The sequence below is a fragment of the Marinactinospora rubrisoli genome, assembly GCF_042664915.1.
Taxonomy (GTDB): domain Bacteria; phylum Actinomycetota; class Actinomycetes; order Streptosporangiales; family Streptosporangiaceae; genus Marinitenerispora; species Marinitenerispora rubrisoli.
The window spans coordinates 16,362-32,703 of sequence record NZ_JBHTBH010000009.1 but is presented as its reverse complement, the minus strand read 5'-3'; the positions used below and the strand labels follow the sequence as shown (position 1 = coordinate 32,703).

Here is a 16,342-nt window from a genome sequence, read left to right as displayed (position 1 = left end):
CGACGGTGCCGTGCCGGCGTCACTTGGGCGGGCGCCACCGCCGGAACCAGGCGGCGGTCGCGCGCAGCGGTACGGCGAGCGGCTCGATCTGCGGATGCCAGGCCCGCTCCCACTCCAGGGATACCCATCCCGACCACGGCCCCAGCAGCGACCCGCACTCGTCGAGCGGGACCTCGCCGTCGCCGGGAGGCACCGGCGTCCACCGGTCGCCACGGACCGCGTCCTTCACCTGGAAGTAGCCGAGGTACTCGCCCAGGACGCGGCGGGTGCGCGACGGCGGCTCGCCGTTGCGCCACGGGTGCAGCGCGTCCCACAGCACGGCGACCAGACCGGGCGCGGCGAACGGCTCCGCCAGGCGCAGTGCGCGCTCCCCGGTGGGGTGGGAGTCGTGCGTCTCGACGAGCAGCCGCACGCCGTGCGCGCGCAGATCGGGCAGGACCGCGCCGATCCGCTCCAGCGCCGCCCCGTCCCGGCCGTCCTCCCCGCCGGGGAACACCCGGACCGAGGGAGCGCCCATCCGCGCCGCCAGCTCGATCAGCGCGCGCAGTTCCGCGATCACCGGGGCGTTCGGGCCCGGCGCGCACACCCTGGCATAGCCGGCGAGACAGGCCACCTGAAGCCCGGCGTCCTCCACCACGGCCCGGGCGTCCCGCGCCCGTGGCGCCGGCAGGTCCAGCCGCACCTCCTCGTCCGGGTGCACCCGCAGCTCGATCCCGTGGCAGCCGTGCCCGGCCGCGACCCGGACGGCGTCACGCACCGCCGCGCCGGGCATCCCGAGCGTGCTCACCGCCAGCTTCCAGCCCATCCCGATCCTCCTCGCCGTTCCGCGCTCGCCGGCACCGCACCGGTCACCGCCACCCGGTGCACCCGCGCTCGTGGCGGCCCCGGGCCACCACGCTCTCCACCCTCCCCCCCCGCAGGCCCGGAAGCGCGAAGGCCCTGCCCCGCGAAGCCGCTTCGCGGGGCAGGGCCGGTCCGTGCGGACTCGTTCTCCCGTCAGTCCTCGTCCTCGGGCTTGCGGGGAGCCAGGTATGCCGCGATGAAGCCCAGGAGCCCGAAGGCCGCGGCGGCCGTCACCGCCGGAACGAAGAGCAGGCCGGAGGTACCGGTCACCCATTCGGGACGCTGGAGGATCACGCCGGCGAGCTGCCCGGCGACGAGGAGGGCGCCCAGGGCGAAGCAGACGAGCAGCCCCAGTTTGAACAGCGCCCGGACGGCGGCGAAGGCTCGCGTTCTCATCTTGATCATGCTCAGCTCCCCGGAATCGGCAGGACGCCCCACCCGATGAGGCAGCCAATGAGAAGGATCGGGACCATGTAGTAGACGATCAGCGGGACGAAGGTGCTCTCGGGCCGCGCCCCGGTCAGTCCGGCCGCGACGAAGATCGATCCCGAGGCCGGCGGGGAGGCGCCTTCGGTGGAGGCGAACACCAGGATCGCGATGATCGCCGTCAGCGGATCCACTCCCACGCCCACCAGCGTCAGGAAGGAGATCTGGCCCACCGCGGTGAGGGTCGCCGTGGAGGAGAGGGGGCCGGCGACCAGGGTGATCACCAGACCGACGACGACCACCATCAGCACGCCGTTGACCGGAAGGGCCTGGAGGACCCCGTTGACGTCCTCGGCCAGCCCGAGGCGCCCGAGCACCTCACTGGCCGCGATCGCGAAGAACAGCAGGGCGCCGATGTCGGCGAACTTGGGCAGCGCGCCGTCCAGCAGGCGCGACCAGCCCCGGACCGTCCTGGGCAGCCGATCGCGTCCCGCGACGAGCGCGAAGGCGATGATCAGCACCGGGATCCAGGTCAGCAGCGAGATCTCGCCGATGGTGTCGCCCAGCGGGGTCGCCTCGGTCAGATGATCGGCCAGCGGACCCACGGTGACCACGATGGGGATGAGCGCCCCCAGGAAGATCGACAGCGCGCCCGCACCCTGTTTCAGCGACGTGCGAAGCGGCACCAGGTCGTGCTCCTCGACCTTGGGGATGCCGTCCCTGCGCACGAAGTACATGACCAGCCCGATGCGCAGCAGGATCTGATAGGCGCCCGCCACGAGCAGCGCCATGTAGACCTGTCCCGTGGTGACCAGCCCGCCGGCGAAGCCGATCATGATCACCATGGAGGCACTGGGCGGCAGGGCGGCGCCCATGCCGCCGTTGCCCGCGAGCACCGTGGCGGCACGGGTCGGAGTCCACCCGGTGCGCACCATCCACGGGCCGGTGAACGAGCCGCTGGAGGCGGTGTTGGCGGAGTTGGAGCCGGAGAGGGCACCGAAGACCGCCGAACCGGCCGTGTCGACGAAGGCGGGACCGCCGCGGATCCGCCCGAAGACGGAGTTGAGGATGGCCAGGATCCGCTGGATCAGCCCGGTCGCGTCGATCAGGTAGGCCATGAACACGAAGGCCAGCGCGGCGTAGAGGACGTCGTGCGTGAGGGCGCCGGCCATCCCCTCCAGGAGGTAGGCGGGCGCCTGCGCTCCGGCGAAGAGGGCGGTGACGACCAGCCCGAGCAGCATCGCCTCGCCCATGTTCCGCTTGAACACGACGTTCCAGACGATGATCACGGTGATGAAGGCCGCGAGGGCTAGCAGCGCGATGGGCATGGGCCGACCTCGGGTGAGTGGGCGGGGGTGCGGAGGTGCCCGGTGGCGGGGCGGGCGCCGGTGGGGGAACGGCGGGGGGAGACGTGCGGTGGCGTGCGGCGGAGGGGGCTCATCGGCGTTCCCGTCTGATGGCGGCGCGACGGCGCTCCTCGTCGGCGACGACGTCGCGGGCCGCCCGGAGGGTCTGTTCCGCCTCCAGACGGGGGACGATGAACACCCCGTCGTTGTCGGCGACGACGATGTCCCCGGTCGCGCAGACCGCGCCGCCCACCGCGATGGGCGGCCCGACGTGGCCGGGGCCGTGCTTGTAGGGCCCGGCCGGGGAGACCCCCGCCGCCCAGACGGGGAAGCCGAGTTCCCGGATCTCCTCGGCGTCGCGTACCGCCCCGTCGATCACCATGCCGCGGATACCCCGGTTGATCGCGCGTTCCGCAATGAGTTCGCCGATCAGCGCCCGTGAGGTGTCGCCGCCCCCGTCCACGACCAGGACGTCGTCCGGGCCGGCGGCGGCGAGCGCCCGGTGCACGGCCAGGTTGTCGCCCGGCCGGGTGCGGACCGTCAGCGCCCGCCCGGTCACCCGCGCGCCGGGCCAGACCGGGCGGATCCGGGCGGAGACGAACCCCAGGCGGTCGCGTCCGTCGCCGATGGCGGCGGTGGGGATGCCGGTGAAGGCGTCGACGAGCCGCCGGGTCTCCTCGTGGTCCGCGCGGGCCAGGGCGAGATGCCGGTCGGCGGCCCCCCGGCTCACCGGTGTGCCGACCCCCAGGCCCTCCAGGAGATCGATGCTGGCCTGGAGTTCCTGCGCGCGCCGCAGGGCGTGCCGCCGGGTGCCACTGTCCAGGCGGTCGAGCGCGTCGGCGCCGTCGGCGAGGGCGCCGGCGATCTGGCGGCGGATCCAGGCCTCCTCTCCGGCCGCCGTTCCGGCGTCCATCGTCTCGGTGATCAGCGCGCCGAGGCCCTTCATGAAGACGCTGCGCAGCAGTTTGCGCCGCGACGCCGCGCCGACCTCCCCGCCGATCGCCTCCGTTTCCGCGCCGACCTCGCCGAGGAGGCGGGCGGCTTCCCCGGAGGCCGGACCGGACAGCAGCACGTTGGCCCGGGCCCCGAACTTGCGTACCGATCCGATGATCGCACCGTCCACGACCTGCGCGGACGCGCCGATGATCCGCGCGACCTCGGCCTTGGTCTCCGGTGCGGCGGCGTTCATGTCCACGTAGACGGTGCCGGCTCGCAGCGCCGGCAGCGCGGATTCGGCGGCGGTGACCGCGTGCGCGCCCGTGGTGAGGCTGAGCACGAGCCCGGCGCCGGTGACGGCCTCCTCCGCGGAGGCGGCGCGTGTCACGCCGGCCGGGGTCTTGGTCGCGGCCGACGGGTCGAACCCCACGGTGGTCCAGCCGGCCTCGGCGAACGCGCCGGCGTAGACGGCACCGGCCTCACCGAGCCCGAGTACGCCTACCTTCATACCGCACCACCTTCTATCATCTGATGATAAAATTTATTGCTGAGTGGTAGGCAGTGTGACCTGCGACGCTCCCGGGTGTCAACCTTCCGGTGGCAGGTCCGATACGTTGGAGGGACCGGCGGGGAGCCCCGAATCGCCGCAACGGCAGGGGCCGCGCCCATCCGGAGGCGGCGTGCGAACGGCCGCGGGCCATCGCGGGGAACGCGTGGGGAAGGAGACGGGAAGCCACGGCTACCAACGGCAACCAGGGGCGCACACTCGACCGGGCTCTGGACGTTCTGGAATGCCTGGAGCGGGCGCGCGGCCCCATGCGCCTCAGCGACATCGCCCGTGAGAGCGGCCTGCACGTGGCCACGGCGCAGCGCACCATCAACCAGCTGGTGCGGCGCGGCTACATCCAGCAGCACCGCCTGGGGTACTCACTGGGGCCGGTCATCCTGTCGCTGGCCCACGCGTTCGTGGTCAACGACCGGCTCAGCACCGTGGCGACACCGATCCTCACCGAGCTGTCGGCGACCACCGGGCTGACCTCCTCGGTGTTCGTCCGCTCAGGGGACGAGCGCATCCTCATCGCCCGGGCGGACGGCACCGATCCGCTCCGTTACCAGTTCCCCATCGGCCGCCGCGTCCCCCTCAACGTCGGCGGCGGCAAGGTGCTGCTCAGCGGCTTCGGCGACGCCGAACTCGACGACTATCTCACCAGGCACGGCCGGGTCCGGCTGGCCACCGGCCAGATCCACGAGCCCGACGACATCCGGGCCCAGGTGCGGCGGATCAGGGAGGTCGGCTACCACCTGGCCGAATCCGAGCGCGAACTCGGCGCGCTCAGCCTCACGCACGCCATCCACGACTCCGACGGCACCCTCGTGGGGGCCATCAACCTGGTCACCACCGGCGAGCGGACGCGCGTCGACGAACTCCTGCCACTGCTCCCCGAACTGTCCAGGGGCGCCAACGCCATCGGCGTCCGGATCTGACGGCGGCCGGCGGTCACGTTCCGGCCGGCCAGGAGAGCCCGGGCCCGAACGGACGCGTCACCGGCGCGGCGATCGGCCGAGCCGGGCCAGCGCGCCCCCCATTCGCCCGAGCGCCGCACGCAGGATCGCCGGTGACGTCGCGAAGTTGAGGCGGACCCACCCGGCGCCGCCGGAGCCGAACACGTGCCCGGAGCTCAACGCCACGCGCGCCTCGTCAAGGAACATCCGCGCCGGTCCCGCGAGGTCGCTCACGGCACCGGGTCCGCCGGACGGGCCGTCGTCGTGCAGGCCCATCCGGGTGCAGTCCAGCCAGGCGAGGTAGGTGGCCTCGGGCGGGGTGTACCGCACGCCCGGAAGGTGTTCCCGGACCAGACGGCCCAGCAGGTTCCGGTTGGCGTCGAGCCCGAGCAGGAGCTCGCCGAGCCAGTCGACTCCGTCGCGGAACGCCGCCGTGTGGGCGATGACGCCCAGATGGCTGGGACCGTGGCCGACCTCCTCCGGCATGCGCCGAAGGTCCTCCGCGGCCTCGGCTCCGGCGACCGCCAGCGCGGCCTTGAGACCGGCGAGATTCCACGCCTTCGACGCCGAGATCAGGGCGAAACCGTTCTCCGAGCCGGCAACGCTCAGAAACGGGGTGAAGACGGCACCGGGCAGCACCAGCGGGGCGTGGATCTCGTCGGAGACCACCCGGACTCCGTGCGCGCGGGCGAGCGCGGCGACCGTCTCCAGCTCCGCGCGGGTGTGGACGGCACCGGTCGGGTTGTGCGGGTTGCTCATCAGGAACGCCGCGCGGCGGCCATGACGCCGCGCGCGGACGAACGCGTCCTCGATCGCCCCGGGATCCATCCGCAGGTCCGGGCCCAGGCGCGCCTCGATCACCTCCCGGCCGTCGTGGGCGACGAACGCGTAGAACGGGGGATAGACCGGCGAGCAGACGACCACCGCGTCGCCGGGGCCGGTGACGAGGCGGAGGACCTCCACGATGCCCATCATGACGTCGGGGACGACCGCCGTGTGCGCGACGGGCAGGCCGTCCCAGCCCCACCGGGCGGCGGCGAACGCGGCGACGGCCTCGGCGTAGGCGGTGCCGTACGGGTACCCGGTGTCGCCCAGATCCACGGCCCGGTGCACGGCGTCGGCGACGGCCGGCGCGAGCGGGACGTCCATCTCCGCCACCCAGAGCGGGAGGACGTCCTCGGGATAGGTGCGCCACTTCATGCTGGTGCGCCGCCGCAACTGCTCCAGCGACAACCGGACGAACGGATCCGTGCGGCCGTCGTCCGCGGACTCGGCGGGCGCCTGGTTCGTGGCTTCGCTCATGCGGTGCTCCCTTGGCCCCGAAGGGCCGGCCGGAGGTGGTGGATCCGATGGCACTGCTTGACGGTCGTGTCCGCGCACTGATACCAGCTCATCATCGCCTACGCACCCCGCGGCGTTCCCGGCGCCGGGCCCCGTCGGCGAACCGGGGACGCGGGGCGCCCGCCGAGCAGGGAGGACACGAGTGCGCAGCCGGCCGAGCGGCACAGCGGACGCCTACCGGCGCTTCGCCGAACTCGAAGCCCACGGGAACTCTCCCACCTACGAGGCGCTGAGCAACGGTGTCGCCGCCGACCCCGAGCTGCTCGAACTCCTCGACCTGCTTCCACCCGGCAAGCGGCAGCCCAACCTGCTGCTCGCCGCGGTTCGCCACCTCGGCGGCCCCACAGCCTCCTACCGGGAGTTCCGGGCCTGGGTCCTGGCGCACTGGGAACGGGTGCGGGCCGTGATGCTCGCCCGCCTGACCCAGACCAACGAGAGCGCGCGGTGCGCCGTCCTCCTGCCGCTGCTGGCCGCCCTGCCGCAACCGCTGGCGCTGATCGAGGTGGGCGCCTCCGCGGGCCTGTGCCTCTACCCGGATCGTTACCGCTACGCCTACGACGGAGCCGAGGCGTTCGGGCATCCGGACAGCCCGATCACCCTGCCCTGCCGCACCAGCGGACCGGTGCCACCGCCATGCCCGCTCCCCACGGTGACGTGGCGGGCCGGCATCGACCTGAACCCGCTCTCCGCCTCCGATCCCGAGGACGTCCGGTGGCTGGAGAGCCTGGTCTGGCCCGAACAGCGGGAACGCCTGACCCGCCTGCGCGGCGCCCTGTCCGTCGCCCGCGGCGAACCCGCGCTGCTGCTCCGCGGCGACCTCAACGCCACGGTGCGCCGGCTCGTCGCGCAGGCGCCGGCCGGCGCCACGCCCGTGGTCTTCCACAGCGCGGTCCTCGCCTACCTGCCCGGTGCGGCCCGCCAGGAGTTCGTCCGGACCGTGCGCGAGCTGCCCTGCCACTGGATCTCCAACGAGGCACCGGGAGTCCTGCCGGGCCTGAAGGAGCGGCTGCCCGTACCCGTCCCGGCCGGCCGCGGCGTTTTCCTGCTCGCTCTCGATGGCCGCCCGGTCGCTTTCACGAGCCCGCATGGGCAGCGCCTGGACTGGTTCGCGCGGGAGCCCGGGCCGGGGAGCACCGCCGCGCCGGGGCCGTCCCACCCGATGCCGGTGACGTGATCCTGCGCCGTTAGCGGCACGGCGGCACAGCGGCACACGGGCGGCGGACCCGTGCCGGCTAGGCCGGGGACGAGGTGGCGCGGCGGCCACCGAGGTGATCGGCGAAGTGCCGCTCGATCGCGCGGTGCAGCCGGATCCGGTTCTCGGGGTTATCGAAGCCGTGGCCCTCGTCGTCGGCGACGAGGTACTCGACCGGGACGCCGCGAGCCCGCAGCGATTCGACGATGTTGTCGGACTCTTCCCGGACCACCCGGACGTCGTTGGCGCCCTGAGCGACCAGCAGCGGGGTGCGGATGCGCTCGACCATGGTGATGGGCGATCGGGCCAGCATGTCGGCCTCCTGCGCGGGGTTCTCGGGATCACCGACATAGCGGTACCAGTTGTTGACCTGATGGGGCCGGGCGAACGGCGGCAGCGTGCGCATGAAGTTCGCCAGGTTCGAGATGCCCACGTAATCCACCGCGGCGGCGAAGTAGTCCGGGGTGACCGTGACGCCGACGAGGGCCGCGTAGCCGCCGTAGGAGCCGCCCGCGATGCCGATGCGGCCGGGGTCGGCATGGCCCTGCGCCACCGCCCAGTCGGCGGCGTCGATGAGGTCGTCGTGCATCTTCCCGGCGAACTCGCCGATCGCGCTCGTCACGTGCCGCTTCCCGTAGCCCGACGAGCCGCGGAAGTTCACCTGCAGCACCGCGTAGCCGCGGTTGGCCAGGAACTGCACCGTCGGGCTGTAGGACCACGTGTCATGGGCCCACGGCCCGCCGTGCACCAGCAGCACCAACGGCGGCTTCGCGGGCTCGACGCCGACCGGCAGCGTCAGGAACCCGTGCAGCGGCAGGCCGTCGCGGGCCGGGAAGCGGACGGCCGTCATGGGGGCCAGATCGGCCGGGTCCAGCCGCGGGTACGGGCGGAACAGCAGCCGGCTCTCGCCCGTGCCGTGGTCGTAGAAGAACGTCAGCCCCGGTTCGCGATCGTGATCGAAGGACACCACCCACCGCCGCTCGCTCTCGTCCGACGACACCGAGGACAGCACACCATCGGAGAGCCGCGACAGCGCGGCGTACACCTCGGCGAAGTGCGGATCCACGACCTCGATCCTGGGCCGGTCGCCGACGAACCGGGCCGCCATGACGTCCCCGGTTCGCTGGCTGATGAACACGGAGGGCGGCAGAGTGGGCGCCATCAGGCCCATGGTGCACAGGCTGTGCCCCTCCACGGCGGCGACCACCGTCTCCTCACCGGTCTCCCGGTCGATGCGGACCAGCCGGAGATCGTCGGACTCCTGGTAGTCGGCGACCAGCAGCCCCTTCCCGTCGGACGTCACCATCTGCAGGGGCACGCCCAGCGGGTGCTCCGGGCCGCCCAGCCGGCGCAGGAGGCGCCTCTCCCCGGTCGCGGGGTCGATCGCGTAGAACTCGTGGGAGCCGTCATCGGCCAGCAGCGAGTAGAACGCCGCCTCGCCGTCACGACCGACCAGAAAGCCGCCGTTCGGCTCGGGCTGCTCCAGGTGCAGGACCGTCTCGCCGGTGGCGACGTCGATCCGGAACACGTCGATGGCCATCGGCCGGCGGTTCATCCAGACGAGCACGCTGCCGGGCACCGACTTCATCGGCTCGGCACCGAACACCCGCGAACCCGGTTCCATCGGCGTCAGATCGACCGCCGGCTCCTCCGGCGCGTCGAGGTCGACCCGGTAGAGGTGCCAGTCCTCGTTGCCGTCGGTGTCCTGCAGATACAGCAGCCAGCGCGGGTCGTCGGTCCAGTGGTAGGTCTTGATGCCACGCCGGGCGTCGTGCGTGACGCACACCGCGTCCTCGTGCCCCTCGTCGATCCCGCGCACCCACACGTTCGTCCGCCCGTACTTCGGCGCCAGATAGGCGATTCGGGTACCGTCCGGTGAGATCGTCGCCCCGGAGAACACCGGATCGGCGAAGAACTCCTCGACGTCGACCAACGGGGGCAGCGATCCTCGACTTGGTACCGCGGACATTCAGGCTCCAATCAGGGACGGGCGACGTCGGTGGGTGACGGCGCGCTCGGCGTCGGGCGCGGCGAGCCGCGCCGAACGGGCGGCCTGCCGTGCGAAGCCCATGCAACAGCATGCCGTCGCGGCATGGTCAACTCCCGCCACGTCCGATCGGCCGGGGCCGGGACCGGCCGCCGGGACACACGGCCGGTGCGGCGGCACGATCGCGGCGCCCCTACCGGGAGGGAAAGCGGCGGCGGGCCTCATGGCTCCTCATCGGCTTGGAATCCCCTGCCGGTCTCAACAGAGCCGGCAGGGGCATGCGCGACCGGCTTTCTCACTTGCAGGAATAATCGGTCTTCCTCGATCTCATGAGCCTCATGCTCGTCTCTCGTTTCGAGATCTGCTTTCGGGCGGCGCCATGTAGGAATCTGCAACGTGCACATTGGGAACGGTCACCTCCCAGGACAGGACGACCTCGTCGGGTTCCGATTCACCGTTCTCCGCACGCAGGAGCTCATACACATCCTTGCGGTCCCAATCCACGATGGCATAGCGATTCCCATCATTGTCAGGGAAGTCCCGCTCGAAAGTTTCCGACTTGAAATATGATTCAACCCATTGAGTTGTCGTCCGGATGGCGAGCCCGCTCTGGACTCCTACACTCATATTCGCCGAGACGCCCTTGAAAGCGAAGCCGGCGTCCGCGGTGATGGCTATATTGAGCGACCTTTCAATCTCTGTGGAGGTCGTTTTTGTTACGCCGAACTCGATCGTAGTCGAGTGCTTTTGGGAAGATATTCCGTCGTACACTTTCCAGTTGGCGCGATTCCACTGCGAGTACCGGCGTAGGATGTAGAACGGGCTTTGCTGAAGCTGCCATCCCAGTTCGCGGTCCCCGTCTTTGACCACGTGAGCGGGCAGAGCCACCTCGCCGATGAATTTCAGCGAGGTGCGCTCGACCGGCTCATTGAAAGAATTCAATTGTGGCGGCGATCCGTATTCTGGATTCGAAGGGGCCTTGCGAAGATTCTTGAGTGCGGGAGAGTGATAGTTGTTCGAATATCCGTGGATGGTCCACAGGTCGCTGCCATCGCTTTGCTTGCGATGATCGCCGAGTACGTAATATTTCCCGTCGTCCTTGTACAGGAGGATGTACTCGGACGTGTATTCGTCTTGGATGCGGAAATTTCCGTTACCGTCGGACTCGAATCTCCATTTGGCCGGTGTTTCATCCCGGTAGTAAGACTTGACGACGACTTTGGTCGTTCCGAGCGACAGGTAGTTGACCAGGTACCTAGCAAGGTAAGGATTTGCGATCCACCAGTTCTTCTTACTGTCGTCCAACGGAAAAAGGATCCAGTCCGCGTCGACAGACCAACTGCCCACGTTGACGTACCAGTTTTCTCCCGTGCTCCCTTTGTCGGGGCGCATGTAGAGGCCATGGAGCTTGTTCTTGAAGGCCAATATCCGGCTGTAATCCGGCTTCTCGTCCGCTGCCCGCATCCTCTTCAGAGCGTCGGCCTTCTGCTGGAGACTGTCCGCAATGTCAGTCTTTTGGTCGGCCTGGGCAGGGATCGTAGCGTCGGTCGATGAAGTTATCGTGTCGTCTGACATGACATTCCCCCTGGTTTCATGACGTAGCTCTCCCCGGCGGACTCTAACCGCACCGCCGCCTTTGAACGCGACGACGGAGAAAACTAGGGGAAGTTTTTCCTTCTGCTTGCAGCGGTCTTCCGGTGTTCTCTGCTGTCGTTTCTTTTAGGTCACATGACGCAGCTGAGAAATCTTTTCCCGGTTACAGGGTAGTCGTAGCAGCTGCTATCAGTCCCGAACTCGATGAAAGGCGGACTCGCAGATGCAGTACAAGGAGAACCACGAAGACGTTCCCGTGACCGCGGAATTGACTCTCACGATCGGTGATATGAGGAAAAGTTATGTATTCCACGAAGAAGGTGCTGTCAGGAAGAATGCAAGTGGAACGGTGAAGGTGGACAAGCGGACGTTTCGATGGGTTGAGCAGAAATCAGGAGAAAATCGCGGTTTTACTTTGCAGGAGAATGGGGTCGAAGGAGCTGAAGAAGTAGAATATCGTGCCACGCCGAGCCCCATAACGGCAGACGAGAAGTGGTATCACAGCAACGTGACGCGCTGGTATGAAGAGGCGGCCCAATATGTTGCTGATACTTACGTCCGGAACAATAATAAGTGGCCATCGAGTAAGAGCGGAACGATTCACAAGGTCTCTTATAGTTTCAGGCAGCGCTAATGATTCCTGGGAGGACTGGACAGTGAAGGGGCGGACTTCGTGCGCGCCTCGGCGCCCGTCATCGAGGCGATCAACTCAAGCGCACACTCGCGCAGGTAGACGAAGTCCGGTCCCTCATTGGTATCGACGTTCACCCAGCCCACACCCGGCAGCCCCCGGCGCAGGCGCTGGCTGGAGTGGGAGGCAACCGGTGAGGACCATTGCGCGGCCACGCCCACGCGGCCGCAGCCACCCTCGTTTCCGGCACGACGGAACCCGGGCTTTCATCGAGCTGCGGCCGGTGGTGGCGCCTGAATGACGAAAGAGCTCCTGACCTGCGCCGATCCGGCTCGCTGACGGCTTGATCGTGGCGCGGGCACCTAGCTGGTGCGGGAGTCCACGGGGTGTCGGCGTCGTAGGAGATGGTCAGAGCGCTAGGGCCGTCCGTCGCCAGGGCGGAATCTCACTGATGTCGTTATGTCTGTGGAGTCTGCTTCCTGGTCTTGCGCTGCCGGATCGCCAGCGTCAGCCAGACGATCAGCAGGCCGAGCAGAACCGCGGTAGCCCCGATGGCGTAGTAGGGCAGGTCCACGGCGAGGATGGAGGCGGCCAACCCCGCAGAAGCCGCGCCGAAGATGGCATGCACCTTGGGTTGCACGATAGGGATCACTTTCTGCAATCGATTGCTTCGACAAGCTAACATCCGATCTGCCCACCAATGGCCTCTTGGTGTTCGGGTGAAAGAAGAGACCATGGTCATGTTTTGATCGTTGAAGACGTGGCCTGGGGCGTTCGCATCTTCGCGGAAGTAGACCGGTTCAGGGCCGTCTCCGGTGTCGACTTTCACCCACTCCGCACCCGGCACCCGGCCGGGTGCCCCATCCTTGGCGTTGGATCCGGTTCTCCGGCCACTGATGGTCCGTTTCTTCTACGTGCAGGCGGATGGTGTGGGCGCCGACACGGGAGTCGAAGGGTTCGGAGTGCGGCGCGCCGCCGCGATGCCCGCTAAGCCGCCATTTCCCCCAATACCGGACGGACCCGTCCTGCAGGGGCCGCTTGTTGATGGTTGCCATGGGCGCACCATGTTCTCGTCACAAAATTCGCGAACTGCGGGCAACTGAGGCACAGGCCAGGATTTCGTGGCCGTATCGACGATAAACCCGGGGTTGCTATTCCCCGCCGTCGCCGCCGCCCCCGCCGTCCCCGCCGCCCCCGCCGTCGCTACCGCCCCCACCAACCCCGCCTTGGCCCATGGAGGACACGAACGAGGAGAGCACCATGCTGGTGTCCCTGAGATCTTCGGGGAGGGCCGCCACCGCCCCGACTCCCTGGGCACGGTCGAGTCGTTGGTGCCGGCTCCAGCGCAGCCCCAGGTCGTCGTCGAGTCCTGCGCTGCTGACAAGATCCGACAGGAGGAGCATGTGCTCGTCCATGGGGACGAGTGCGCTGCCGACGGCCTGGAGCCGGCTGATCAGGCCGTTGCGCAGGGTGGGATCCGGATAGAGGAGTTCTCCGCTGAAATCGTGCACCAGCACGAAGCGTTCGATCAGCGCCGCTCTATGAAGGAAGAGCGCTTCATTACCGCGCAGCCGGTACCACTTTTGAACGCCTATCGGCCTGCCGTTGGACATTACATGGCGCTCCAGCTCTGCCAGAAGAGCATCAGCCCAGGCAAGGCCGGTCGGGCTGGTGTTGAGCAGGTGGATCTTTCCTGTCCCGAAGTACACGTCAAAGCCGAAAACCTTGCGTTTCATGGCGGGGATGACCCGCAGTCTTCGGCGAATCGCGAGTTCGCCGAGTTCAGCAGCTGCGCAAGCGGCAGCGCCGAAAACGGAGTTGCGGGCCACCCCGGTCGGGGGGTGGGAAAGGAGAAGGAATGCTTCGGGCAGAGAGAGGACCGGCGGTGGGTGAGCAGAAACGGGATGCCTGATGGTCGGCGCCGCGCCGGCCATATCCGTATGGCCCCTTCTGGCCTCCACGCCTGTCCCTTTCTCGTTCCCGCTGCTCCGCGGGTTCCCAGTGGCGTTCCGGAGCTGGCGCAGAATCGAAAGGTATCCGACCGCAAAGTACGCCAGGAAGCCGCCCGCCAGGAACGCGAATCCAGCGTCAAGCAGGTTGCCCCCGCCGAGCATGACGATTCCCCAGATGAACAGGCCCAACGATGCTGGCCCCAGGACGAGAACGGCAAGAACGAGCACGCCCCGAATCATGACCAGCGCGGTGCCCTTGACGGTCTTTGCCGCCGCCAGCACGACTTCCGGAGAACTCGGCGCAGGGGGTGGGGGCCTGTCGATTCCGTTCTTCGAGGAGACAGCAGAAGACGAATGGATGTCGGGTGGCTCCTGTGACAGGTCTGCCGGTGTCTGGGGCACGCCAGGCGCTGTGGGCACGGCTGACTGTGGAGCGGTCTGCGTCTGCGGCGGATCGATCTTGCCCCGGAGGGCTCGGATGCTGTTCCAGACGAGGAACGCCGCGCCGACCCACAGCGCGAGCTGCAGGAGCAGGTCGCCAGGCACCCTGGAAACTACGATAAGTACCCCGGCCATTCCGAGGAGGACAAGGCAGAGAGAGATCCGGAATTTCCACACATGCACCTCTCATTGAATAAGAATTCGCGGAGGAAGAAGATCAGCGCCTGTGGTTATGGGAGCAGCCCACCTGTAGCTATAAGGAACCGCAAGAGTTGCCGGCGGTCAAGCCGCCAGAGCCGTTACTGGGTCTGCCGACGCACCAGATCCAGAGAGGTTTTGGGCCTCGGCCATAGTGTGAGCGTCACCCGCTGTCTCGCAGCCCTCCATCGCGTTTTGTGTCGCTCAGCGGCCCGCACGGCCGCATATCCGACCGAACCCGCTGCCCCGGTCGGCTGTGAACTCACGGGTGGGGCAGTCGCGTGGGGTTCGCCCCGACAGGTCGAACGGCCTGTCGCACTGGCCTTCGGGCACTAGATCAGGACACCGCTCAGGTCGGGCGATAGTGGCGAGACGGTGGTTCCTCTCGCCGTGCACATCGACGTGAACCTTCAGAGGACGAGCTCGACGTTTCGGCTGGTCACCGAAGGAGTCCGGCGGAGAACCTCAAGGTTCTTTCCGCTCCCGCCAAGGTGAGTGACGGGATCAGAACGAGGTGGTGCACCCGCTGGTGCACCCGCGAACGGAAACAGGCCCCGCCTGCGCAAAACCTTTCCGCAGGTCAGGGCCTGTCCTTCTACCAGGGTGAGTGACGGGACTTGAACCCGCGACGTCTTGGACCACAACCAAGTGCTCTACCAGCTGAGCTACACCCACCGCCACGGATCCTAGCGCCTTCGCCGGGAGGCGCGCGTGTCCGGCGCGGGATGTTCGGGGTGGAGCAGCGCCTCGGCGACGGCGTGCGGCGGCGCGTTCGGGAGTGACCGGGAACGCGGGCGGGCAGGTGAAACGGTGCCCGGAACTTGGGTGGGACCGGGGCAGCGCTTGGGGTTGTCGCGGGTTGCCCAAGGGCAGGAATGAACGTGGCGGCGCTCGGGCTTGATGGTCTCCTGAGCGGCCCAGCCCCGGCCCGGCTCCGCGTCTGACGGGGAAGGACGCGTCGAGCGGGCCGGGGCACTTCGATCGCCGGTGGGGCGGTGGGCTCCCGGCTCCGGTCGTGACGGTGGTGAGGGATCGGCTCGGCGGTCCGCGTTCTCGGGGTGCTCGTGCATGGCCCCGTGGGCTGCGGCGGGCCCCGCGGTTCCACCGGGTGATGGCCTCGTCCAGGGGGCGTCCGGTGTTGGGGAGCGTCGGGTTCGTGCTGCGGTGCCGTTCGGTTCCGTGGGTGGGAGGCGGGCGAACGGCCGACGGCGTCAGGCCGTATCGGCGTGGGCCGCGTCCGTCCGGTCCGCGGTGGTGTCCGGCTCCGGTGCCGCGTCGGCGGCCTCGGCCAGGATCTCGAAGGCGTGCCGGCGGTGCGTCGCGAACAGCGCCATGGCCCTCTCGGCGTCGCGGGCGCGCAGGGCGGTGGCGAGTTCTCGATGTTCGCCGGGCATGTGGGCAAGGTAGCCCTCGGCGCTGACCCTGATCCGGGTGAGCAGGAACAGGTGGACCTGGGAGCGGATCGCCTGCCACGCCTCCTGAAGGCGGCCGTGCGCTGCGGCCGCGTAGACGGCGTCATGGAAGGCGATGTCGCGGCGCACCATCGCGTGTTCGTCGGGCGCGTCCGCCATGCGCTCGGCCGCCTGCTCGATGGCGGCGATGTCCTCGTCCGAGGCCTGTGCGCACACCTGCTGCACGGCGAGGCGTTCCAGCGCGCCGCGCAGGCTGTCGAGTTCGGCGACGTCCTGCCGGGACAGCGTCGTCACCGTCGCCCCGCGGTGCCAGGCGCTGCGGACCAGGCCCTCGCGTTCCAGGCGGAGCAGCGCCTCGCGCACCGGCCCGCGGCTCACCTCCAGCGCGGAGGACAGTTCCACCTCCCGCAACTGCGCCCCGGGCGGGTACGCCCCGCTGTAGATGGCCTCGCGCACCCGGTCCGCGACCTCGTCGGCCAGCCCTCTCCGGCGGGCGGGGGCCACCCTGCCCTGTTCACCCATGCCCCTTGCCTCTCTCGAT

The 16,342-nt window shown here is 69.0% G+C and carries 13 protein-coding genes and 1 tRNA gene; 3 read left to right on the top strand and 11 right to left on the bottom strand.

Going from position 1 to position 16,342, the window contains the following annotated elements; all coding sequences use genetic code 11:
• Positions 1-19 precede the first annotated feature (19 nt).
• From ACFQRF_RS18710 to ACFQRF_RS18695, 4 genes are all read right to left on the bottom strand, one after another.
• Positions 20-805 (bottom strand): sugar phosphate isomerase/epimerase family protein, encoded by a 786-nt coding sequence (locus ACFQRF_RS18710; protein WP_379872421.1) that lies wholly within the window; start codon positions 803-805, stop codon positions 20-22.
• A gap of 191 nt (positions 806-996) precedes the next feature.
• Positions 997-1,248 (bottom strand): hypothetical protein, encoded by a 252-nt coding sequence (locus ACFQRF_RS18705; protein WP_379872420.1) that lies wholly within the window; start codon positions 1,246-1,248, stop codon positions 997-999.
• A 2-nt stretch (positions 1,249-1,250) separates the two neighbouring features.
• Complete coding sequence (locus ACFQRF_RS18700) at positions 1,251-2,597, bottom strand: TRAP transporter large permease subunit (protein WP_379872419.1); 1,347 nt, start codon at positions 2,595-2,597, stop codon at positions 1,251-1,253.
• A gap of 109 nt (positions 2,598-2,706) precedes the next feature.
• The gene (locus tag ACFQRF_RS18695) at positions 2,707-4,059 is read right to left on the bottom strand and encodes an RraA family protein (RefSeq protein WP_379872418.1); all 1,353 of its coding nucleotides are present in this window, start codon (positions 4,057-4,059) and stop codon (positions 2,707-2,709) included.
• Positions 4,060-4,367: 308 nt separating this feature from the next.
• Between ACFQRF_RS18695 and ACFQRF_RS18690 the strand changes: the two genes are divergently transcribed.
• Positions 4,368-5,036 carry an IclR family transcriptional regulator gene (locus ACFQRF_RS18690; RefSeq protein WP_379872417.1) on the top strand — a complete coding sequence of 223 codons (669 nt, stop codon included), beginning with the start codon at positions 4,368-4,370 and terminating at the stop codon, positions 5,034-5,036.
• Between the two features lie 57 nt (positions 5,037-5,093).
• On the opposite strand, the gene ACFQRF_RS18685 is transcribed toward ACFQRF_RS18690, so the two are convergent.
• The gene (locus ACFQRF_RS18685) at positions 5,094-6,356 is read right to left on the bottom strand and encodes a MalY/PatB family protein (protein WP_379872416.1); all 1,263 of its coding nucleotides are present in this window, start codon (positions 6,354-6,356) and stop codon (positions 5,094-5,096) included.
• 181 nt (positions 6,357-6,537) lie between these two features.
• Between ACFQRF_RS18685 and ACFQRF_RS18680 the strand changes: the two genes are divergently transcribed.
• A complete protein-coding gene (locus ACFQRF_RS18680) occupies positions 6,538-7,569 on the top strand; it encodes a DUF2332 domain-containing protein (RefSeq protein WP_379872415.1) in 1,032 nt (343 codons plus the stop codon).
• 58 nt (positions 7,570-7,627) lie between these two features.
• Here ACFQRF_RS18680 and ACFQRF_RS18675 read toward each other — a convergent pair whose 3' ends face one another.
• Both ACFQRF_RS18675 and ACFQRF_RS18670 read right to left on the bottom strand, forming a co-directional pair.
• The gene (locus tag ACFQRF_RS18675; protein ID WP_379872414.1) at positions 7,628-9,556 is read right to left on the bottom strand and encodes a S9 family peptidase; all 1,929 of its coding nucleotides are present in this window, start codon (positions 9,554-9,556) and stop codon (positions 7,628-7,630) included.
• Positions 9,557-9,910: 354 nt separating this feature from the next.
• A complete protein-coding gene (locus tag ACFQRF_RS18670) occupies positions 9,911-11,149 on the bottom strand; it encodes a hypothetical protein (protein ID WP_379872413.1) in 1,239 nt (412 codons plus the stop codon).
• Positions 11,150-11,390: 241 nt separating this feature from the next.
• Between ACFQRF_RS18670 and ACFQRF_RS18665 the strand changes: the two genes are divergently transcribed.
• Positions 11,391-11,801 (top strand): hypothetical protein, encoded by a 411-nt coding sequence (locus tag ACFQRF_RS18665; RefSeq protein ID WP_379872412.1) that lies wholly within the window; start codon positions 11,391-11,393, stop codon positions 11,799-11,801.
• Between the two features lie 454 nt (positions 11,802-12,255).
• Here the strand turns inward: ACFQRF_RS18665 and ACFQRF_RS18660 are convergent, their stop codons facing one another.
• The 4 genes from ACFQRF_RS18660 to ACFQRF_RS18645 form a co-directional block, all read right to left on the bottom strand.
• A complete protein-coding gene (locus tag ACFQRF_RS18660) occupies positions 12,256-12,627 on the bottom strand; it encodes a hypothetical protein (protein WP_379872411.1) in 372 nt (123 codons plus the stop codon).
• Positions 12,628-12,949: 322 nt separating this feature from the next.
• Complete coding sequence (locus ACFQRF_RS18655; RefSeq protein ID WP_379872410.1) at positions 12,950-14,296, bottom strand: GPP34 family phosphoprotein; 1,347 nt, start codon at positions 14,294-14,296, stop codon at positions 12,950-12,952.
• Between the two features lie 695 nt (positions 14,297-14,991).
• Positions 14,992-15,064: transfer RNA gene (locus ACFQRF_RS18650), tRNA-His, on the bottom strand.
• A 536-nt stretch (positions 15,065-15,600) separates the two neighbouring features.
• A complete protein-coding gene (locus ACFQRF_RS18645) occupies positions 15,601-16,323 on the bottom strand; it encodes a GntR family transcriptional regulator (protein WP_379872409.1) in 723 nt (240 codons plus the stop codon).
• Between the last annotated feature and the right edge of the window lie 19 nt (positions 16,324-16,342).